Origin of the sequence: Algoriphagus sp. TR-M9, from assembly GCF_027594545.1 — a bacterium.
GTDB lineage: Bacteria > Bacteroidota > Bacteroidia > Cytophagales > Cyclobacteriaceae > Algoriphagus > Algoriphagus halophytocola.
Window position 1 is genome coordinate 893,347 of sequence record NZ_CP115160.1, and the last position, 22,364, is coordinate 915,710.

Consider the following 22,364-nt stretch of genomic DNA (forward strand, 5'->3'; position numbering starts at 1 on the left):
TTATAAGGCGTTTCTTAAACAAAACTTCCTCAAATTATGGGATGTTTTGTAAGCAGACAATGCTGATTTCTTTGTTATGAGCTAGCGCAAAATCCAGCAGGGTAAATCTTAAACTAGCCATTTGTCCTATAGCCTATCATTTACCAAAAAGGTCAACCAGCGCCTTATGGCGGTAATCAAAGATCTCCTCTAGCTTTTGTTTGATGAGGATTTTATTGGCAATACTGCCCAGAATACCCATGGGAGGCTGGTAAGTCACAATATCTTCCATCAGAGTTCCTTCAGGAATTGCTTTCAAAAAGTGCTGATGATGCCAGAGTTTGTACGGCCCTACGCGCTGTTCATCTATGAAGAACTCCCGCTCTTTCACCTGAGTGATTTCAGTGATCCAGGTAGTTTTGATTCCAAAGAGCGGTGAAACTTTGTAGCTGATAATCATTCCGGGATAAATCTCATCTGGGAGGTTTTCGGTTGTGATATCAAAGCCCATGTATTCGGGAGTTATTTTTTTTAGATTTTTCGGATCGCAAATAAAGTCCCAAAGCGTCTCTAGCGGCTGCTGAAAAGTTTGTTCTCGCTTAAGTTGGTAAACTCCCATCGGAATTTGTTTTTTCTTGTATTGTGGTTGGTGAGTTTAACTTGGAAGAAAGTGATTTGTTTGGAATACAGTCATGCTCGATAATTTGGATTCACCTTTTTTGGAATTCAACGGTTTCACTTCAGCATTTCTCCCAGCTTTTCGACTTTCTTCAGCCACTTTGCTCTAAACTCTTTTTTGGAAAGACGAATGGGGCCGATGGCCGTTATCCGTACTTTTTTCACTCCTATGTAATTCAAAGTCACCCTCTTCATGGCATGATGGCTTGGACTTCGGTAAACCAATCGGTAATACCATTCCGGTTGGTCCAAGGTGCAGATGATTCGTGCGGTTTTGCCAGTAAGATTCTTGTCCCACCATAGGGAATTCTCTCTTTTTTGAAAGGCAAAACCTGGAAGCATGACCCTGTCCAAGAAACCTTTCATCATTGCAGGCACAGAACCCCACCAGACCGGATAAATCCAGACGAGGTGCTCAGCCCATTTCAATTTTTCTTGAGCTTCCAATAAATCCGGCTCCAGTTCAGTTCTTTTCCTATATCCAAATTGTAGGTTTGGATTGAAATCCAACTCTCTGATATTGATTTGTTGGATATTAGCCCCAGCTTTAGCAGCGCCTTTTTTATAGGCATCAGAAAGCGCATAGTTGAAGCTTTCCACATCGGGATGGCCGTTGATGATTAATATCTTTTTCATTGTGATCAGAACCAGGTTTTTAACTTTGTTTCAAAGGCAGCGCCTGTCAAATTTTCTTTTTTGAAAAATTGGTAAAGGGCAAAACAAGCCGGGATGGTTAAGTAGGCAGTACAAATAGCAAAAGTGGCGAGGCTACTAAAAATAGCTAGGGTTTGGCTACCAAGTTTGCCAATAGAGACTGCGATAAAATCCTGCTGCTTTGTAAAAAAGTGATAAACAGCTTTAGAGTAGTCGTAAAACCTAACTGTGACTTCGTAGGCGAGCCATGAGGGATAAAACCACTTACGGATAGGCTCCCAGTATTTCCCCCAAATCGATATGGGTTGCTTGTTTTCTTCCATTTTTTGATCCTTTTGACAAAGATTAGCTAAATGGAAGCGTGATCATTTGATCTAGATCAAGTGGTGGTTTTTTTGTTTCTAATTCTACTCAGAGTCTCCAAAGTGATTCCCAGATAGGAGGCAATATGGGTAAGCGGGATTCTGTTGGTGATATCCGGATAGATGCTGATCAGGTGCTTAAATCTATCCTCGGCTCGGTTGAATTGGATGGTGTAAAGCCTTTCGCATAGCCCCAGCATGGTTTCTGTTACCACTTTGCTGACAAATCGTTCAAAGTCATGATGCTTCTGGGAAAGACTGTCAAAGGTAGCCTTTGAGAACTCGTAAGCCACTGAATCTTCCACAAATTCCACAAAATGCGGACTAGGTTTGGCACTGAAAAAACTGACTATAGGAGCCATAAATTGGTTTTCGAAAGTAAACCAATCTGAAATATCCTTTCCGTCTTTTAAATAATATGCTCTGGCACAACCTTCCACGATCAAATAGGCTTTTTCAGAATATTGTCCTTCCCGGACTACAATCTCACCTCTCTTAAATGTGCAGAGTTTGGAATTGGCAATAAGATCCTGCTGGCATGCTATGGATAAAGGTGCGTAGAGCTCGCCAAGTTGGTGTATGGTTTGTTCGAGTGGCATGGGTGGGACTTGCTGAGGAGTTTAATTTTTTGCTAATATCTAAATCAAAATTTAATTATGGGAATGGAGGTGCTGTCGATCACTTTAACAGGCTATACATTGACCACTGACTACCTCAAAACAATTTTATTCTTGAATTCGTATCGTCTGTCCCGCTGGGACTCCATCGAATCTTATCTCCTTCACATATCCAGAGGTTAAAACCTCTGGCTAGGAGATGAGCCGTCCCTCTGGGACTCATTGATTGGAGACATGTACAATCAATGCCGTAGGCATGGCCGATATTGGCTAAATACAATACAATATTGAATTAGGTGATGAATAGATATCGTCCGTCTCGCTGGGACTTTGCGGGCTATGTGGTCATTCAAATTCCAGAGGTTAAAACCTCTGGCTATGAGATGAGCAGTCCCTCTGGGACTCATTAATTGGAGACATGTAGAATCAATGCCGTAGGCATGGCCGATATTGGCTAAATACAATACAATATTGAATTAGGTGATGAATAGATATCGCCCGTCTCGCTGGGACTTTGCGTGGTTATGTGTTCATTCAAATCCCAGAGGTTGAAACCTCTGGCTATAAGATGGTTCGTCCCTCTGGGACTCATTAATTGGAGACATGTAGAATCAATGCCGTAGGCATGACCGATCAACTAGCCAGCCATTTCAATGGCTGGAATTCAAGATGGATAATGGGATCATAAAATGCCGTAGGCATGGCCGATATTCTAAGGCAATATTCCCTAAATTCTCAACAAAAAAAATCCCTCAGATTGCTCCAAGGGATTTCGACAATTTTCAGCTTTTCTAATTTTAGCCTTCAGAATTCGCCTCAACCCATTTCCTCGCATTCACAAAAGCCTCCATCCAAGGTGTAAAGTCGTCATTTCTATCAGCAGGATAATGCGCCCAGTTCCAAGGCTTCAGGGTACGCTCTATATGTGGCATAATCGCCAGGTGACGTCCGTCTGCGGATGCGATACCGGCTGTCGCATGGTCGGAACCATTAGGATTCCCTGGGTAGGCCTCGTAGCTGTATTTCATCGCAAAATTGTACTGCTCAGCTGCTAGCGGTAGAGAGAATTTACCTTCTGCATGCGCAACCCAAACGCCAAGACGCTGACCGCTGAGCGATCCTAGCATCACAGAGTTGTTCTCAGGAATGGTCACATTCACAAAGGTAGACTCAAACTTGTGCGAATCGTTATGCAGCATCTTTGGCTTGTCTGCATGATCAGGAGTGACCAAGCCAAGTTCTACCATCAGCTGGCAACCGTTACACACACCCAAACTCAAGGTGTCAGGACGGGCGTAGAAGTTGTCCAGGGCTTGCTTAGCCTTCGGGTTGTATAAGAAGGCTCCTGCCCAGCCTTTGGCTGATCCCAGAACATCGGAATTGGAGAATCCTCCTACGAAGGCGATGAGTTGCACATCTTCCAGGTTTTCACGACCTGAGATTAGATCGGTCATGTGTATGTCCTTCACTTCGAAGCCAGCTAGCCAAAGCGAATAAGCCATTTCACGATCGCCATTCACACCTTTTTCTCGGATGATCGCTGCCTTGGCTTTTCCTTTAGTAGTTCTGAAAGGATCAAGGCCTGCTGCCGCAAAGTCGCCTTTCCAGTCTGCCGCAAACTCAAATGAAAGGGGTTGGTTTTTATAATTGTCAAAGCGGTCTTTGGCTAGCTTTTCTCCGCTTTGTTTTCGGTCTAATAAATAGGAAGATTTGAACCAAACATCGCGAAGCTCAGCTATGTCCAGGTTGATTTCGGTTTTTTTCAGTTCCACTACCCCTGAATCGGTCACTTTCGCCAGCTCTACATAATCCACGTCTGCTTCCACCAAAAGTGCTTCTACTGCATTTTCATCCGCTACCTGAATCAAAATACCTGGGTTTTCTGCGAAAAGCACTTTTACCAGATCCTCCTCATGCATGCGGTTGGTGTGAACCTTCAGTCCTACACCTGGAGTTGGGAAGCACATTTCCAGCAAGGCTGTGATGAGCCCTCCGGAGGAGATGTCGTGTCCAGCCAGAATCCATCCTTGATCGATCAGATCTTGGATAGCCGTAAATGCCTGTGCAAAGTATGCGGCATCTTTTACGTCTGGAGTTTCATTTCCGATTTTATTCAAAGCCTGATAGAAGCTAGAACCCGCAAGCTTAGCTGCATCTCTAGAAAAATCTATGTATAGGATTTTACTTCCATTGACAGGTTGTAGAGCAGTTTTCACTGTTTTCTGAATGTCGGAGCATTCCCCTACAGAAGAGATGATCACAGTCCCTGGAGAGTACACCGTTTTGCCATCAGGGTATTTCTGTGTCATGGAAAGGGAATCTTTTCCAGTCGGAATATTCACCCCCAGATCTATTGCAAATTCCGAAACAGCTTCCACAGCACGATATAATCTATCGTTTTCGCCTTCGTTTTTCGCAGGCCACATCCAGTTGGCAGAAAGGGAAATTCCCTGCAAGCCGTCTTGAATATGAGCGAAGATCAAATTGGTCATGGCTTCTGCGATCGCGAGTCGGCTACCTGCTTCCGGATTTGCCAATGCAGCCACTGGAGCATGACCTATGGAAGTGGCGATGCCTTTATTTCCGGTGAAGTCCAGCGCCATCACAGCCACATCGTTCAGCGGAAGCTGGATTGCACCCACAGTTTGCTGCGTAGCCACACGTCCCGTCACGGATCTATCTACCTTATTGGTCAGCCAGTCTTTACAAGCCACCGCTTCCAGCTGCAGGACTTCGCGGATGTAGCCTTGAATTTGCTCAGCATCATATTTTGCTTCCGCAAAGCTGGATTTGCTGCTCTTATCTTCCAAAATGGTTTTTGGCGAGGAGCCGAACATATAGCTTAGATTCCAGTCCACAGGTTTTTCGCCTGTCTTCTGGTTTTCAAATTTGAAATGCATATCTCCGGTAGTCTCACCGACTACATAGAAAGGCGCTCTTTCCCGCTCAGAGATAGTCTGAAGTGTAGCAATATCTTTTTTGCCGATCACCAATCCCATTCTTTCCTGAGACTCGTTTCCTACGATTTCCTTGGCAGAAAGGGTAGGGTCACCCACAGGAAGTTGGTCGATGTGGATCGTACCTCCGGTGTTTTCCACCAATTCAGAAAGGCAGTTCAAATGCCCGCCTGCCCCATGATCATGAATGGAGATGATGGGATTGTTTTCGTTTTCGGCCATAGCGCGAATCACATTGGAAACACGCTTTTGCATTTCAGGGTTGGAACGCTGAATGGCATTAAGTTCGATGGCGTTAGAAAGTTCACCGGTATTCAGCGAAGAAACCGCCGAACCGCCCATGCCGATTCTGTAGTTGTCCCCGCCCATGATCACGATTTGATCACCGGCTTTGGGCTCTTCTTTTTTTGTGTACTTAGCATTGGTAAAGCCAACGCCGCCGGCAAGCATGATTACCTTGTCAAAGCCGTGGTGCTTGCCATCTTCTTCATGCTCAAAAGTCAGAACTGAACCTGAGATCAGTGGCTGACCAAATTTATTTCCAAAATCAGAAGCTCCATTGGAAGCTTTGATCAAAATATCCATCGGGGATTGGTATAGCCAAGGCCTTGCAGGAAGATTTTTCTCCCAACTTCTCCCTTCCTCCGTTCTGGAGTAGGAGGTCATGTAAACTGCTGTTCCGGCCAAAGGGATAGAAGCAGTACCACCTGCCATACGGTCGCGGATCTCACCGCCGCCTCCGGTGGCAGCACCATTGAATGGCTCTACCGTAGTCGGGAAGTTGTGCGTTTCGGCTTTCAGGGAAATCACCGTATCTATGTCACGGGTTTCGAAAAAATCTGCTTTATCCTGGGTTGTTGGAGCGAATTGTTGCGCCTTTGGACCTGCTACGAATGCCACGTTGTCTTTGTAGGCAGAAGCGATTCGGTTTGGATGCTTTTTGGAGGTTTCCTTGATCAGTTGGAAAAGCGTCATTGGCTTCTCCACCCCGTCTATAATAAATGTGCCGTTGAAGATCTTATGTCGGCAATGCTCCGAGTTCACCTGGGAAAAGCCGAATACCTCAGAATCAGTTAGCGGTCTTTCGAGTTGTTTGGATACCCCTTCCAGGTAATCCACCTCTTCCTGGCTCAGAGCCAGTCCATGCTCCTTATTATAGGCAGCGATGTCCTTGATCTCCACGATGGGTTCTGGCTGCAGGTGAATGTCAAAAACATCCTGATCCAGACCGTCATATGCATGTTTCAGCATGGGGTCTATAGTTTCCCCGTCCTTCAAGGGAAAAAATTCCTCGATGCGGGTGATTCCATTTATCCCCATGTTTCCGGCGATTTCCACGGCATTGGTGGACCAGGGGGTGATCATTTCTTTTCTTGGGCCGGAGAATTTACCTTCTACTTGGTTTGTTTCCAGAGCTTTGGCTTCGCCAAAAAGCCAGATTAATTTCTGGATATCTTCGGGAGCGAAAGGTTGAGGGGTTTGTACGGCGTAGATAAGGTTTTGAGGGGATTCGAAGAAGAAAATCATGTCCTTAGGCTAGTAAGCTGCAAAGGTAATCATTTGGGTGGTAGATTGAAAAATTGAAATTTGAAAGATTAGAAAATATGTATATCCGCTTTTCTGCCAGTAAGTAGGCAAAAGCAGCATAGGATATGTTGAACTTAAGATTTGAGGCCACCTCAGCCTGTCCCGCTCCTGAGGGAGTCTTCGGACTTCTGGTCTGTTGAGCAGAGAAATATTGGTTACTGGCATCATTCCGGATATCCATGTTAGAAAATATAATTGTCCGTAAAGTGCCCATTGCTGCTGGTCACTTTGTTTGAGGTAACAGCAGATCGAAGGAGGGGTACAAAGCAGCGCAATGCTAGGGTTTACCCAATCCAATTTTGCATTATTCTAGCGCAATAAATCTGAATTTATCTGCCCATCCTTTGGTGTCAATAAGTCTGAGAAGCTGGGTTAATATTTTAAAATTCCTTGATACTGTTCGTTTTCGTGCGGTTTTCGATATTATTTTTCTGTTAAAGCCAAAGATTGTTCGTTAATGTTTCTGTGGAAACTTTGAGCTTTCTGAAAGTTTCCATAGTATTGCAGCCGAATAAAAGAGTGCAGCAGATATGAGACAAAAAATCTTGGAGGTGGCCATAGAGCAATTCAGTCATTACGGCGTGAGAATCGTTACGATGGAGGATATTGCCCGGCTTATCGGGATTTCAAAGAAGACGCTTTATCAGGAGTTCAAAGACAAAAAAGAATTAATCAAGGAAGCCTTCTCCACGGTACTGGAGCAGGATTGTCAAAAGTTACAGGATTTTGCAGATTCCAAAGATGGGGTGATTGAGCATTTGGTGCAGACTTCCAAGATGGTAAGGGAGCGATTGAGCGCCATGAATCCTCTGGTGATTATAGAAATCCAACGGTATTTCCCGGATACTTGGGAGGTTTTTGAGCGGTATAGAGAGGAAGTTATTGAGACAGATCTTGTCAATGTATTGGAGAGAGGTAAGAAGTTGGGTTATTTTCGCCCGGAGATCAACTCAGCTATTTTGGCCAAGATGCGAGTGGAACAGATCAGTGCAGGATTTAATATGACTAATCTCCGTAATTCGGAATTTACGCTCGTGGAGATGCAAGTCAGTGTATTGGATCATTTTCTACACGGCATATTTACCGATAAAGGCCGTGAGTCCTATTTGCAAAAGCAAAACCTAAATTGAGCATAGCTCAAAATGTAGTATTTGTTAATTGAAAAGACCCTTTTTAGTAATAAAATAATGAATAGAATAAAATTTTCTCTGCTGGCAATACTGGCCCTGATGCAGCTCAGGACTGAGGTGCTTGCACAGGATCCCGCTCAGCTGGAAGTGTTGCAGCTCAATCTGAAAGAGACTTTGGAATATGCATTGGAAAACAATGTAGATGCCAAGAACGCCAGGCTGGAAGTGATGATCTCCCAGACCACCATCAAGGAAGAGACAGCGGCCGGACTACCGCAGATCAATGGATCGGTAGGATTGACTTATAATCCTATGGTGCCGGTGATGTTTGTGCCAAATGAACCTCCCTTCGGTGATCCTAGTAATCCATCTGACGTAATTCCCTTACGGTTTGGGGTGAGCTATTCGGCGAATGCCGGAGTAAATATGACCCAGATGATTTTTGACGGGTCGTTTTTTATCGGATTGAGAGCTGCCAAAACCTATAAGCAACTGACCGAATACGATAAGGTCAAGGTGGAAAATGACCTGATAGAAAATGTCAAAAAAGCCTATTTCGGGGTACTGGTCAACCAGGAGAGAATCAAACTGGCCGAGGCCAATCTGGCCCGAATCGATTCCCTTTTGGAAGAAACCAAAGCGATGAACGAAGCGGGGTTTGTGGAGAAAGTAGAAGTTTCCAGAATCCAGGTTCAGCGGAACAATACATTTTCCCAGCTGAAGCAAAGCATCACTGCTTATGATATCTCTAAGCAATTGCTGAAAATCCAACTCGGGCTGCCTAGAAATTTCGAAATTGAGATTACGGAGACTTTGGCTGAACTTAACCCGGAGGATGATTTGGTTGCAATTCAGACTATGGAAGGCGAGCGCCGGGTAGAAATGGACCAGTTGGAGACCAATCTAGAGTTGACCAATCTCGACCTGAAAAACAACAATGCCCAGTACATGCCTACCTTGGACTTCAGCGGCAATTTCACCAGATCAGGTGCGGGGGATTCATTTTCTTCTACCTACGATCCTATCAATTGGTTCAGTTCCTCCATGTTGGGTTTGACGCTGAACATCCCGATTTTCGATGGGCTGTCCAAAAGCGCTAGAATCCAAAGGAACAGGCTGCAGATCCAGCAGTTGGAAAACCAGAGGTTTTACCTGGATCAAAACATCAAATTGGAGATATATCAAGCTAGAGAAAACCTGGCCAATGACCTGGAGGTCCTCGCCGTACAGCGGGAAAGCATGGAACTAGCCCAGGAGGTGTATGATATTTCAAAAATCAAATACAATGAAGGCGTTGGTTCCAATCTGGAAGTAGTAGAGGCAGATGCGGCATTGATCGAGTCAGAAATCAATTATTTAGGTGCACTTTACGATGGGTTAATCTCAAAAGTGGATTTAGAAAAAGCACTTGGAATTCTCAAGGTAGGGCTAGAGGAGTAATTCAGTTCCACTACCTGCATTCCAACTTATTTATGTATCAAAGATCTTATCTATAAAAAATGAAATCATTCAATAAATTTTCCCCACTGATTGCTTTAGCTTTTTTGGCATTTTCCTGCGGACCAAAAGATGAAATCGCCGCCAAGCATGCGGAACTGGAAGAGCTGAAAGCACAATCGAATGAGATATCCACTTCCATAGCGGAGTTAGAAGCTGAGCTTACCAAGCTGGACCCGGAATTTGCGAAGCAGAACAAAAAGTCAGTACTCATCACCACGGCTGAGGCCAAAAAGGGGGAGTTTGACCACTACGTAGAGGTGACTGGTTCCGTCCTTTCTAAAAAGAACGTGATGATCAGTGCCGAAACTTCAGGCAGGATTTTGGAGATTCCAGTACTGGAGGGCATGCGCGTGACGAAGGGAACGGTAATGGCAAGAATTGATTCGGAGAGCCTTCAGAGAAATATAGACGAATTGGAAAACTCCTTGGAGCTGGCCACTACGCTTTTTGAAAAGCAGGAGAGACTTTGGAATCAGCAGATCGGTACAGAAGTCCAGTATTTGGAAGCCAAAAACAGAAAAGAAGGCTTGGAACGTAACCTGGCTACCGCCAAAACCAATCTGGCTAAGGCGGTGATCACTGCTCCTTTTTCCGGAACCCTAGAGTCTATTGAAGTGAGACTGGGTGAATTGGTGCAGCCAGGTATGGGGATGTTTCAGTTTGTAGGTGAAAGCGACCTGTTTATCGAGGCAGATATTTCCGAAAGCTACATCGGAGTATTGTCAAAAGGTGATTCGGTAGAGGTGAATTTCCCTTCCATCAATAAGGAGCTACAGACCAAAGTGTCTTCGATTGGAGCGATTATTAACCCAAATAATAGGACTTTCAAAGTGGAAGTTTACCTTCCAAATCTTCCAATGGTGAAGCCAAATATGATCTCAGTTTTGAAGATTTTGGATTATCAAAATGCCAATGCGGTAGTGGTGCCTAGCCACTTGATATTGAGTGACAATAGAGGCGATTATGTGTTTGTGGTAGAGGACGGAAAAGCGCTCAAAAAGTATGTGGAGCGTGGAAAAACCTTTGACCGGGAGACAGAAATCCTAAGTGGCCTTAAGGGCGGGGAAACGCTGGTAGACAAGGGTTTCCGTGAAGTTGGGGATAATTTTAATGTGAATATAGCGCAGCAATAATAATGGCAGAAAATCAAAAACCACAAAAAACACGTGAGTTTGGACTGTCCAGCCTGAGCGTGGACAACTCCACTTCGGTGGTCATTCTTACCTTGATTATTACAGTCTTGGGACTGAGTGCCTATAGAAATATGCCGAAGGAAAGCTTCCCGGAAATCGTCATCCCTACGGTGTACGTGGGGACGCCCTATCCGGGCAACTCTCCAGTGGATATGGAGAACCTGATTACCCGTCCGATCGAAAAGGAGCTGAAGTCTATCAATGATATCAAAGACATCAACTCCACTTCTGTTCAGGATTTTTCATCCATCGTGATTGAGTTTAATCCGGGTATAGAGATTTCCAAAGCGATACAGGATGTGAAGGATGCTGTAGATAAAGCGAAAAGTGAACTGCCTACTGACCTGGATCAGGATCCAAATGTCTTAGAGGTGAATACCTCAGATTTCCCCATCATGAATGTGAATATATCCGGAGATTATTCGGAGACGGAGCTGAAGAAGTTTGGGGAATACCTGGAGGATGAGATAGAAAAGCTTTCTGAAATATCCAGCGCGGATCTGGCAGGTACGGTAGAGCGAGAAATTCAAATCAATGCGGATCCTTATAAAATGGAGGCAGTGGGTGTGAGTTTCAATGATATTGCGCAAGCTGTGCAGACGGAGAATGTCACCATTTCAGGAGGGAATATCCGAACTGGAGATTTTCAGCGGAGCCTGAGAGTAGATGGTGAATTCGACGATCCTATGGATCTGGAGGATATCATTGTCAAGACAGATAATCAAAAAATCGTGTACCTAAGGGATGTAGCTGAAGTCAAAGACACCTATAAGGAACGAAGCAGTTACGCCAGAAGTAAGAACCTGCCCGTGGTCACGATCAATGTGGTCAAAAGAAGTGGTGAAAACCTGCTTTACGCGGCAGATAAGATCAAGGAAATCATAGATGAGACCAAGGCCAATCGTTTTCCGCCGGATGTAGAAATTACCATTACCAATGATCAATCCAAGCAAACCAGGCTTCAGGTAAGTGACTTGGAAAACTCGATTATTTTTGGGGTAATTCTGGTAGTTCTGGTATTGATGTTTTTCCTAGGATTTAGAAATGCATTGTTTGTGGGGATCGCTATCCCACTCTCCATGTTCATTTCATTCTTGGTTTTGAATGCATTCGGGATCACCTTGAATTTGATGGTGCTTTTCTCTTTGATTCTTGCTCTGGGAATGCTGGTGGATAATGGGATTGTGGTGGTGGAAAACATCTACAGGCTCATGTCTGAAGGAAAAAGTTCTACTCAAGCAGCCAAAGAGGGAGTAGGTGAAGTGGCTTGGCCTATCATTACTTCCACGGCTACTACGCTGGCGGCATTTTTACCTTTGGCTTTTTGGCAAGATACGGTAGGGGAGTTCATGAAGTTTTTGCCGATTACCCTGATTATCGTACTTTCTTCATCCTTGTTTGTGGCTTTGGTCATCAACCCGGTTTTGACCGCAATGTTTATGAAGATAGAGGATGTGAGCGTGAATAAGCCCAAGCAAAAGTCGATCATAGTAGCAGGTGTGTTTTTAGTGCTATCTACTATTTTCTATTTAATCGGTGTTACCGCTATTGGCACCTTGATGCTGGTGGCTTGCATTTTGACTTTGTTCAATGTTTTTGTGCTTCGCAAAGCCATTAGATGGTTTCAGACTGTATTGCTCGTGAAGCTGGAGAATACCTATGAATCTTCATTGAAATTTGCCTTGAATGGCAAAAAACCTTATTTGTTCTTTGGAGGTACTTTCTTATTGCTGATTTTCTCATTGGTATTGCTAGGAGTGAGAGCTCCGAAAGTTTTATTCTTTCCGGATAATCAGCCACAGCTGGTCAATGTGTTCATAGAATTTCCTATCGGTACGGACATAGAAGCTACCAATGAGTTTGTAGATGGCATGGAAGATGAAATGATGGAAGCTTTGAGTGACTATGAAGGGATTCTGGAATCGGTGATTTCCCAGGTAGGAGAAGGTACAGGTGATCCTATGGAAGGCCCGAGTAACCAGCCTACGCCTCACAAAGCCAAAATCACCATTGGTTTTGTGGACTATATAGACAGGCAAGGAATCAATACCAATGGAGCCATGGAGGTCATCCGTGATTTGGCTGAAAAATACCCTGGGGTGTTGATTACGGTGGATAAACAGAAAAATGGCCCGCCTACCGGGAAAGCTGTGAATTTGGAGTTTACAGGTGAGAATTACGATCAACTGATCGCGTACGTGAATCAGACCCGGGAATATTTGAATAATCAGAATATCCCAGGAGTGGAAGAATTGAAGACTGATTTGTCTTTGGGAAATCCAGAGGTAATCTTGAATATAGACCGGGAAAAAGCGAGAAGATTTGGACTTTCTACTTCTGAAATAGCCAATGACTTGAGAACGGCTTTGTTTGGGCTGGAGGTTTCCAAATATAAAGAAGGGGAGGATGACTATCCTATTCAGCTGAGACTGAAAGAAGGGTTCAGATACGACATCAATACACTAGTCAATAAAAAGATAGGATTTAGGGATAAATTCGGTGAAAAACGTGAAGTTCCTATCTCTGCTGTGGCTGAAATCAAGTATGGTTCTACCTATGGATCAGTGAAGAGAAAAGACTTAGACAAGGCCGTGACGATCTATTCTAACGTGCTGGATGGCTACAATGCCACAGAAGTCAATGCCCAAATCCAAGCTGCTCTGAGAACATATGAGGTACCAGATGGAATATCTGTGAAGTACACTGGAGAGCAGGAGGAGCAGCAGAAATCTATGGAATTCTTGATGGGAGCCTTGGGAGTGGCTGTTTCCTTGATCTTCCTGATCATCGTGGCTCAGTTTAATTCCGTGACTACACCATTTATCATCATGGCTTCAGTGGTGCTTAGTACCATAGGGGTATTCCTAGGTTTGGTGATATTCAATATGGATTTTGTAGTGATCATGACCGGGATAGGTATCATCTCCCTGGCGGGTGTTGTGGTGAACAATGCTATAGTTTTGATAGATTACACCAATCTGGTAAGAGAAAGAAAGCGTGAAGACTTAGGCCTAGGTCCAAAAGACCGACTGCCATTTGATTTGATGATAGCAAGTATCGTAGAGTCAGGTAAAACCCGACTTCGACCAGTGCTTTTGACCGCCATTACCACTGTGCTTGGATTGATTCCTCTCGCGATAGGAATGAACATTAATTTCGGATCTTTATTGAGTGATTTTGACCCTCAGTTCTACGTAGGAGGGGATAATGCCGCTTTCTGGGGACCAATGGCATGGACGGTAATATTCGGGTTAACCTTTGCTACTTTCCTTACGTTAGTCATTGTACCAGTCATGTATTTGTTGGCAGATAAACTCAGCTTGAGAATCAGCAAACTTAAATCTTGATTGGATTAAGGTTGGTGGTTTTTTTTGTTAAAACCTCCGGGGCTATGTCTCGGAGGTTTTTTGTGCTTAGGGGTATTTTATTTTTCCCTTTCCAGCATGGAATTTGTAATTTCGTTTTCCCAAATAGTTCAAAATAAGAGATGGAAGATTTGAAGTGGTACGTTATGTACACAGCCTCAAGAGCAGAGAAGAAAGTAGCGGATCGATTGGTAGAAAAAGGCTGGGAAGTTTACCTGCCTATGATCGAGGAATTGAGGCAGTGGTCAGATAGGAAGAAGAAAGTAAAGCGAGCCATGTTCAATGGCTATGTTTTTGTAAAGACAAGGCGCAATCAACTCTGGGAATGCCTGCAAGAGCCAGGGGCTGTAAAATTTGTGCATTTTTCCGGACAGCATGCTACCCTACGGGATGAGGATATTGAAGTGATTCAGCGTGTAGTGGAAACTGGAGTAGATGTGGAATCAGATGGTTCGGAAATTGACCCTGGAGAGAAAGTGAAAGTTATAGGTGGGCCACTGCAGCACATGACTGGAGAGGTAATAGAAAAAGGAAACAAAGATTATTTTCTGATCCGTATTCCTGGGATTTACCAGAATTTATTGATTTCCGTGCCCAGGAAGTTTTTGGAAGTGACCAGGTAAATGCCCCTGGGGGTATTGCTGTCATGTTTATTTAAGAAAATTATCAGCTTTTAATTTACTGATGATCTCCTGAGCGGACAGGTATTCTACTTCTTGATCGTTGGGAAGGTTTACTTCGTCTTCTGCGTAGAATTGCACATTTAAGGAATTTAAATATAAGGTGTCCAAGGATTCGTAAGAAGTGTAGAAAAGGTAATCGCTGTCTGCTATGCTTTTGTCGCTATCTGAAGCATGAATAGCTACTAAAACTTTCACTGGAAAAGCTTGGGAAGAGGGAGCTCCAGTAGAAGGCGATTCCACTTGCTCTATACCATCTACAATTACCTCATCTGGGGCTTGCTGTCCTACGGTCTCCGTCACTTCTTGACCGGAATTATTGACTTCGGAAAGAAGTAATACACTGGTGATCCCCACTGCTAATACCGAAGCAGCATAAGGAAATATTTTTCTGACGGTGGATTTAGCTTTTTTAGGTGTAGCTGAAGCAGTATTGGGGATAGGAGCACTGGAGCTGGGTTGCGCAAGTTCCTCATCTAAAACATTGTCATGGGCAAAGTTTTCAGCACTTGGGCTTGGCTGATTATCATCCGGGCTCTTAGCTTGCCGAAAGGGTTTTTTCGATGTAAGACGTAATCTAGGCTTAGTGTGATCGGTGTTAAGCGCTGGTTCGGGAATGAGCTCTTCCAAAGAGTCATCAAAACTGGGCAAAGCCTCCGGAGCAAAGGTTTTAGTGGTGACATTTCGTTCCAGCACAATGTCCTTTTTCCGCTCACCAAAGCCTTCTATGATCTGCAATAATGTCACCCGAAGTACCAGTGTGAAGACGCCTTCAGATTTAGGTTTTACATCGAAGAGCCATTCTGTGTAGTCATCTTCGAAAATGAGTTGCTCCTTGGAGCTGAGGCTGCTGATCTCAAAGTTCTCCTCATCCCTGCCTTCTTCTATGCATACCTGCATCACTTTTCCCAGTCGGATATTTTCGATTACTTTTTCATCTTTCGGGATTTGGAGGTTGTCTTCCAATAATAGCTCATTCCAGGCCAAGCGTACAATACAGCGGGTCCATTCCTGTATTTGCATGGTGTCCGGAATATGGTATAAAACCTTTCCGTATTTTGAACTGGGCCTGGGGTCTGGTTTAGGAGCTGGGTTGACCTTTTTGCCCAGTAACTCTAAAAGTGGTGAAAAGGACTTGGAGCGCATTTCTGCGATACTCAGGGTATTCATATTCCGCAAGGTGCTGGCTAGTTTTGCGATAGCAGCCCGGATATCTGTAAAAAGGTCTATGTCTTCCCGGATTCCCTGCGTATCTGCAAAGCTATCCAGGTCTTTGATGGCCTGGTTTAATTCGTCGATTTGGTCTTCCCAGTATTTGAGGTAGGAAATGATTCCGGTGGACTTGTAAATAGTGGCATCGGGAAGCACCACCGGAAAAACTCTGTCGAGAAAATCTCCGTTTTTCTGAACTTCTAGCAGCTCAAACATGCAATTTGGAGATTTGAGGTACTTATCGCTGATGACCAGAATCACCGCATTTCCCTGACCTATCTTCTCCATAAATTCCTTGATGAGCCCTTTGAAACCTAAGTCTCTTTTGTCTCTAATCAAATGAATCCCGGTAGAAGTGACTACCTGATCAATCTCATTGGCTACCCCTTCACTTTCTCCACCCCAGGCGTAGGAAATGAAAACGGCTTGTGGATTGCTCGGCATAAAAAAAGTGTTTTAGGAATGTGTTTTTTTGAAGTTAATCCTATTTCCGGAAAACCTCAAATAAGAGTTCCTTAAAATTTATGCTTAGCTACCCCAAACGATGTGCGGGGGAATTGTGGTGCTTACCTACTGAAATCGCTGAATAAATACCTTCTGTAGACGATTTGGGCCTGAAGCAGATGATCACCGAATTTATTAAAACCTACATTTCCGTCTATATTATCGGTAAAAGTGGCCAGCATGGTACCTTCAAGCGCAATGTCTGAATAGGCACCGATTGTATACGTGATGCCACCCCGGATAGGCACGTATCCTGTGGTGACTTTTTCCCGGACCGGCACCTCATCTTCGCTGAAAGACTTGGTTTGCTCGGTATTGGCGTGCAGCACACCCAGACCTAGCCCAAAGTAGAAGTTGAACATACTCCGGTTCATGTGATTGCCGAAAGGCACCAAATAGACCGTAGGCATCAGGTCAAAATAATAAGCTGTACCATTTGCTGTAAATGAAGAATTATTGGCTGTCCAGTAATCTGTCACTTGCTGACTAGGATTGCCTCCGCTGGAGATCCATTGCATCCCGCCAGTAGCTTTGACGTCAAATCTATCGGTCAGTCTTTTGGTGAGGGATGCCGAAATAGAAGGGTTAAACTCAAAGTTGAATGTTCTGTACTGCCCTCCGTTATCCATATAAATAAACGATGGACCTACCCCTATACTCACTATATTATCTCTTGATTGCTTCTCTTTATAAAAGTTCTGGGCATTCACCTGCAGCGTGCAGATAGTAAGAAGAAGTAGAAAAGAATATCTGAATAGTAATGACATAATGAATAGTCCTAGTTGGTTGAAATAGAAGAGCTAGGTTTATTTTGCAAAATTGGCAACAAATATGCCAACACCGGCTAATTATTTATAATAAAACCCAAAAAGCGCTAAGTTTAGTGTGCGCAGGGCCTAAAAATTAAGCTTCATCGAAGGCTTTTTGAATATCCTCTTCGGTGCTTTTCAACTTGGATTTGCAGAGTTTGACCAGTTCGGCTGCTTCTTTTACCATTTCAGATAGCTCATCCACGCTTTTTTTACCTTCTTCCAGCTCTGTGAGAATGACCTCAAGCCTACTCATCGCCTCGTTATATTTTAGATTACTCATTTTTCCTCAATTTGTGTAATTGTACTACTGATCGTTTGATTGGAGCTGTGGGTTTTAAGCATGTCCCCAAGCTTTGGGTTGGCTAGATTTACCGGAGTACCACGGACTTCGGTTCTGGTGTAGCCTCTGGCCAAAATATTTGCCGGATTGAGTTGTTTTAAAATTAGCTCTTTGGATTTTAGCTCCTCTGTTTTGCTGCGCAAAAATGAATCTGCACCTCTTCGGATATTCCGTTCTGCCCCGGTAAGTTGATTGGCCTGGGAAGCTAGAATCCCTTTAGTTGTTATTTTTATCCGAGTGACTACAGAATTGACTTTTTCTTTTTCCAGTTTAATTCGGCTTTCGGACAAAGCTTTCACCTGATGGGCGAGTTGCTGCATTTTGCCGGTTTCATTCGAGAGCTGTTGTCGGGTAGTCCTGTCCAGTCTTTGCAGCGCAATTCCCAGGTTTTCTTCAAACTCTCTGAAACCCGAAAGCAAAAACTCCGCAACTGCAGTGGGCGTTTTCAATCGGGTATGGGCTACCAGGTCAGAAACGGTTTCATCCCGCTCATGACCTATTCCAGTGAGCACAGGGATAGGGCAATTTGCGATTTTGGCAGCTAGCCTGTATTCATCGAAACAATCCAAGTCCAGTTGCGCACCTCCACCTCGGATGATCACCACAGCTTCCAACTGTAGTTTTTCGCTATCCGACTCCAGCTGATCCATACTTTTCAAAATGGAATTTACGGCCTCATTTCCCTGCATGGTAGAAGGGTAGAGTTTATGGTAAATATGATATCCGTAAGAGTTGCTTTTCAGTTGGTTGATGAAATCTCCATAACCTGCCGCTGTGGGACTACTGATGACGGCTATTTTTTGAATCACAGGAGGGAGGATATGCCTGGCATTTAACCTCAAAATTCCTTCTTGGGTCAATCGATCTATGGTTTCTTGACGGACTCTTGCTCTTTCACCCAGGGAAAATGAAGGGTCAATATCTTTGACGTTAATGCTCAGCCCATAGACAGCATGGAAATTTACCGACACCTGCGCCAAGACCTTCATGCCGTTTTTCAGTCTGGAGCCTGTAGCGGCTTCAAATTTGGCGGCTATCGAACGGTAGGCAAAAGCCCATGAATTTGCCCTTATTTTGGCCTGTACGGTATTGCCTTGCTTTTCTACCAGTTCAAAATATGCGTGGCCTTGAGGTGCTGATCGGAAATCAGCAATCTCGCCTATTACCCAAATTACCGGATCTAGCTCCGTCTCTAAGGCTTGTTGGATCAGCCGATTGAGTTCGGATATCGATCTGGCATTCTGCATGGTTATTTTAGTTTTTGGAATTCAGCCTTGATCTTTTTGTTCAGGGCCAGACTGGCTCTCAGCATAGGAAGTCTTACCTGATCATTGCAGATATCCATATGGCAAAGCAGATTTTTGATTCCAACTGGATTGCTCTCTTCATACATGAGACCATTCAGCGGAAGTAAGGAATAAGCCGCCTGAAGGCTTTCTTCAGCTGTGCCATGGCAAAGTGCCTTAAAAGTGGCAGGAAGGGCATTGGCCATAACCGAGATAATTCCCGAACCGCCTATACTATAAATAGCCTTGGTCATGAGATCATCTCCGGACACGAGTAAAAAGTCCTTGGGCATTTTAGCAGCGATCTGCATGCACTGCTCCAGATTACCACTGGCCTCCTTCATGCCTATAATATTAGAATGCTCAGCCAGACTAAGCGTGGTTTCTGCAGTGATATTGGACATGGTTCTGCCCGGAATATTATATAAAATCACAGGTACTGGACAGGCATCTGCTATAGCCTTGTAATGTGCGATAATACCCGCCTGAGTAGGCTTGTTGTAATATGGACTTACTGAGAGTATGGCTGTGATACCTGAGAAATCTGTGTTGGCGATTTCACTCAGTACCGACATGGTGTTATTCCCGCCCATGCCGTACACTACTGGTACTCGGCCAGCATTATATTCCAAACAGGCTTGGAGAACCTGCTTTTTTTCTTCCAAAGTAAGGGTGACAGTTTCGCCTGTAGTTCCCAAGACCACCAAATAATCTACACCACCTTCAATCACATGATCCACCAGTCGCTTGAGCGCCTCGAAATCTATAGAGTAATCGTCGTGAAATGGTGTGACTAAGGCTACGCCTGTTCCTTTAAGCTGATTCATGGGTTTTTTTGGTTTGGGAGGCTAAAGATAATGGGATGATAGGAAATGACATTCTGTTTTTAGAAAAAAAGGGCTTTCTAGTGTTCAATCAAGAGTTACCAGTCGCAGGTATTGGAGACCGCTAGCTGAGACTGCAACTGATGAGTGAAAACCCTACGCACCAATCATTTTCAAAAACTCCTCTTCAGAGATTAAGGGAACACCAAGTTTCTGGGCTTTTTCTTTTTTGCTTGGCCCCATATCTGCTCCTTCAATGATGAAATCCAGATTTTTGGAAACTGAAGAAATGTATTGGCCGCCATGAGCGATGACCGTGTCCTTGATCTCGTCCCGTTTAAAATGGGTTAATTTTCCGCTGGCCAATATCTTTTTTCCAGCCAATTGTTCACCAAGTGGTGAGGTTTCATTTTGCTCAATTTCAAATTTAAGACCATGCTTTTTCAATCGGTCTATGATTTCCAGGTTTTCGGTATTGGCAAAGAAATCCCGGATACTGGACACCAAGGTTTCGCCGACTCCATTCACATCGAGCAATTGTTCAGTACTGGCAGCTTGAAGCCTATCTATACTCACAAAGTGTCTAGCCAGAAGTTGAGCGGTATTTTCACCAATATTTCTAATACCTAGTGCGAAAAGTACTTTTTCGAAGGGCTGGTTTTTTGATGCTGCGATTCCCTCCATCATGTTGGAGATTACGCCATCTTGAAAGGTATTGGCCTTTAGCTTTTTGATGCGGTCGCTTACTTCTGAGGTCAGTTCTAGATTGAGTTTTCGGAGAATTCCATGAACTGTTCCTGCTGTTTTGCTGGCTTGTAAGATTTGGTCAAATTCCACTCTTCTGCCCAGCAAAATCTCCAAAACCACTGCCACTGGCACGTAATCTTCCAGCTTTGGGAGCTTGTGGTCTTTGAGGTGATTGATCAGATATTCTACCATCCCTACATTGGCGGCAGTTTTTTTCTTCCAAAGCCGGATTTGCTCTTGAAAGGCCCGAAGTGTCTCAGGTAAAGGAATTTCAGCTTTTGCCTGGAGGAAATCATGGATTTGCTTAAAGGAAATCTGCTCGGTCAGGGCAAAAAGTGCTTTTTCCAAGGTGATGTAAAGTAAACCGTCACCTTCAGTTTCGTATTGATCCTGCGACATCTCCAAGCCTAGCAGGTCTCCTTTTTTACTTTCTAACTCATAGATATCAGCATAGTTGCCTATGAACCCCTGCTCGATCAGGGCACGGATCCGTTCCGTTCCCATAGAATCTATATCCATGGCACGCTTGTGCACGAAGTGCTCGATTCGTCCCAAAACCTGCGGAGGGCAGGACTCTGAATTGGGACAATAATGCTTGGCTTCACTTTCCTTACGCGCTAGCTCTGTGCCACACTCGGGGCAATGACTGATGTAGCTGACGGGGTTTGCGCCAGCAGGCCTTCTTTCCGGATTGACGGCGGTGATTTTAGGGATGATTTCACCTCCTTTTTCCACAAAAACATAATCCCCCTCATGTAGATCCAGTCGCTCGATTTCGTTGGCATTGTGAAGCGAAGCCCGCTTTACCGTGGTCCCGGCCAGGCTTACAGGTGAGAGGTTTGCTACTGGAGTGATCGCCCCTGTGCGACCTACCTGATAGGTGATCGACAGCAACTCAGATTCGGCGCTTTCAGCTTTATATTTATAGGCAATGGCCCAGCGGGGATTTTTGGCGGTAAAGCCCAATTCCTCTCGCTGATCGTAGTTGTTGACTTTCAAAACTACCCCATCTGTATCCACCGGAAGCGTAAAACGCTGCTCTTTCCAGTCTTCTATGTATTGGATGACTTCCTGGATAGTCCCAGCTTTTCTGTAAGTCTGGGAGACATTAAATCCCCATTTTTCTATTAAAGAAATAGCTTCGGAATGGGTCTGAACTCCTATTTCATCTCCGAGCAATTGGTAAAAGTAACAATTCAATCTACGCTTGGCGACCACAGAAGAATCCTGCATTTTGAGGGTGCCTGAGGCTGCATTTCGGGGATTGGCGAGCAAAGCATCACCTGCATCTTCACGTTCGGCGTTGATTTTCAGGAATTCCTTCAGTGGTAAGAAAATTTCTCCACGTACTTCAAATTTAGCAGGAATTCCTTCTCCTTTGATTCGTAAGGGGATGTTACGGATAGTTTTGACATTTGCCGTTACATCATCACCCCGATATCCATCACCCCGGGTCACAGCCCGTACCAAACGTCCGTTTTCATACACCAGGGAAATGGCCACTCCATCAAATTTCATTTCGCAGAAATATTCGAAATTGGTATGACCAAGTCCCTTCACGATCCGCTCGTCAAAGGCAATCAATTCTTCCTGAGAATAGGTGTTTCCCAGAGAGAGCATCTTGGTCTCATGCGCTACAGTCTGGAATTCCTTGGTGATGGTGCCGCCCACGCGCTGGCTGGGGCTATCAGGATCCAATAAGTCAGGAAATTCCGTTTCTAACCAAATTAATTCCTCCAGTAATTGGTCAAACTTAAAATCCGATATTTCCGGATTGCTCTCTTGGTAGTAGAGATTGTTATGGTGGTTGATTTCCTTGCTTAGTTCGGTGATCCGCTTTGCTGCTTCCTGTTGGTTCATGGGTGTATGGAAAAATTAGGGCTGGTAAAAATAAGACTTCGCTAGGGAAGGAGCAATGTTTTTGAGGCAGGAGTGCC

Annotated in this window: 17 protein-coding genes; 5 read left to right on the plus strand and 12 right to left on the minus strand. The window is 44.3% G+C overall.

Annotation, left to right across the window (positions count from 1 at the left end):
• Positions 1–136 precede the first annotated feature (136 nt).
• The 6 genes from PBT90_RS04105 to PBT90_RS04130 form a co-directional block, all read right to left on the minus strand.
• Positions 137–598: an SRPBCC family protein gene (locus PBT90_RS04105; protein WP_264809121.1), complete on the minus strand. Its 462-nt coding sequence runs from the start codon at positions 596–598 to the stop codon at positions 137–139.
• Between the two features lie 116 nt (positions 599–714).
• Positions 715–1,293, minus strand: coding sequence for an NAD(P)H-dependent oxidoreductase (locus tag PBT90_RS04110; protein ID WP_264809122.1), 579 nt, complete (start codon positions 1,291–1,293; stop codon positions 715–717).
• 5 nt (positions 1,294–1,298) lie between these two features.
• Entirely contained in the window at positions 1,299–1,634 is a 336-nt protein-coding gene (locus PBT90_RS04115; protein ID WP_264809123.1) for a hypothetical protein, read from the minus strand.
• Positions 1,635–1,690: 56 nt separating this feature from the next.
• Positions 1,691–2,272, minus strand: coding sequence for a Crp/Fnr family transcriptional regulator (locus PBT90_RS04120; RefSeq protein ID WP_264809124.1), 582 nt, complete (start codon positions 2,270–2,272; stop codon positions 1,691–1,693).
• A gap of 815 nt (positions 2,273–3,087) precedes the next feature.
• The gene (gene purL / locus PBT90_RS04125) at positions 3,088–6,774 is read right to left on the minus strand and encodes a phosphoribosylformylglycinamidine synthase (protein ID WP_264809125.1); all 3,687 of its coding nucleotides are present in this window, start codon (positions 6,772–6,774) and stop codon (positions 3,088–3,090) included.
• A gap of 4 nt (positions 6,775–6,778) precedes the next feature.
• Positions 6,779–7,015: a hypothetical protein gene (locus PBT90_RS04130; RefSeq protein ID WP_264809126.1), complete on the minus strand. Its 237-nt coding sequence runs from the start codon at positions 7,013–7,015 to the stop codon at positions 6,779–6,781.
• A gap of 349 nt (positions 7,016–7,364) precedes the next feature.
• Between PBT90_RS04130 and PBT90_RS04135 the strand changes: the two genes are divergently transcribed.
• The 5 genes from PBT90_RS04135 to PBT90_RS04155 all read left to right on the plus strand — a co-directional run bounded on the left by PBT90_RS04135 (position 7,365) and on the right by PBT90_RS04155 (position 14,645).
• Complete coding sequence (locus PBT90_RS04135) at positions 7,365–7,964, plus strand: TetR/AcrR family transcriptional regulator (RefSeq protein WP_264809127.1); 600 nt, start codon at positions 7,365–7,367, stop codon at positions 7,962–7,964.
• Positions 7,965–8,021: 57 nt separating this feature from the next.
• A complete protein-coding gene (locus tag PBT90_RS04140) occupies positions 8,022–9,404 on the plus strand; it encodes a TolC family protein (RefSeq protein ID WP_320055344.1) in 1,383 nt (460 codons plus the stop codon).
• Positions 9,405–9,463: 59 nt separating this feature from the next.
• Positions 9,464–10,597, plus strand: coding sequence for an efflux RND transporter periplasmic adaptor subunit (locus PBT90_RS04145; protein ID WP_264809128.1), 1,134 nt, complete (start codon positions 9,464–9,466; stop codon positions 10,595–10,597).
• 2 nt (positions 10,598–10,599) lie between these two features.
• Positions 10,600–14,004: an efflux RND transporter permease subunit gene (locus tag PBT90_RS04150; RefSeq protein WP_264809129.1), complete on the plus strand. Its 3,405-nt coding sequence runs from the start codon at positions 10,600–10,602 to the stop codon at positions 14,002–14,004.
• 140 nt (positions 14,005–14,144) lie between these two features.
• Entirely contained in the window at positions 14,145–14,645 is a 501-nt protein-coding gene (locus PBT90_RS04155) for a UpxY family transcription antiterminator (protein ID WP_264809130.1), read from the plus strand.
• 27 nt (positions 14,646–14,672) lie between these two features.
• Here PBT90_RS04155 and PBT90_RS04160 read toward each other — a convergent pair whose 3' ends face one another.
• From PBT90_RS04160 to ligA, 6 genes are all read right to left on the minus strand, one after another.
• Positions 14,673–16,358, minus strand: a complete 1,686-nt coding sequence (locus PBT90_RS04160; protein WP_264809131.1) for a toll/interleukin-1 receptor domain-containing protein — start codon at positions 16,356–16,358, stop codon at positions 14,673–14,675.
• A gap of 122 nt (positions 16,359–16,480) precedes the next feature.
• Positions 16,481–17,185, minus strand: coding sequence for a hypothetical protein (locus tag PBT90_RS04165; protein ID WP_264809132.1), 705 nt, complete (start codon positions 17,183–17,185; stop codon positions 16,481–16,483).
• Positions 17,186–17,321: 136 nt separating this feature from the next.
• On the minus strand, positions 17,322–17,510 hold the full coding sequence (gene xseB / locus PBT90_RS04170) for an exodeoxyribonuclease VII small subunit (RefSeq protein WP_264809133.1): 189 nt from the start codon (positions 17,508–17,510) through the stop codon (positions 17,322–17,324).
• Positions 17,507–18,817: an exodeoxyribonuclease VII large subunit gene (gene xseA, locus PBT90_RS04175; RefSeq protein WP_264809134.1), complete on the minus strand. Its 1,311-nt coding sequence runs from the start codon at positions 18,815–18,817 to the stop codon at positions 17,507–17,509. The genes xseB and xseA overlap by 4 nt, the downstream gene beginning before the upstream one ends.
• A gap of 2 nt (positions 18,818–18,819) precedes the next feature.
• Positions 18,820–19,683, minus strand: a complete 864-nt coding sequence (gene dapA / locus PBT90_RS04180) for a 4-hydroxy-tetrahydrodipicolinate synthase (RefSeq protein ID WP_264809135.1) — start codon at positions 19,681–19,683, stop codon at positions 18,820–18,822.
• 153 nt (positions 19,684–19,836) lie between these two features.
• Complete coding sequence (ligA, locus tag PBT90_RS04185; protein ID WP_264809136.1) at positions 19,837–22,287, minus strand: NAD-dependent DNA ligase LigA; 2,451 nt, start codon at positions 22,285–22,287, stop codon at positions 19,837–19,839.
• Positions 22,288–22,364: the final 77 nt, after the last annotated feature.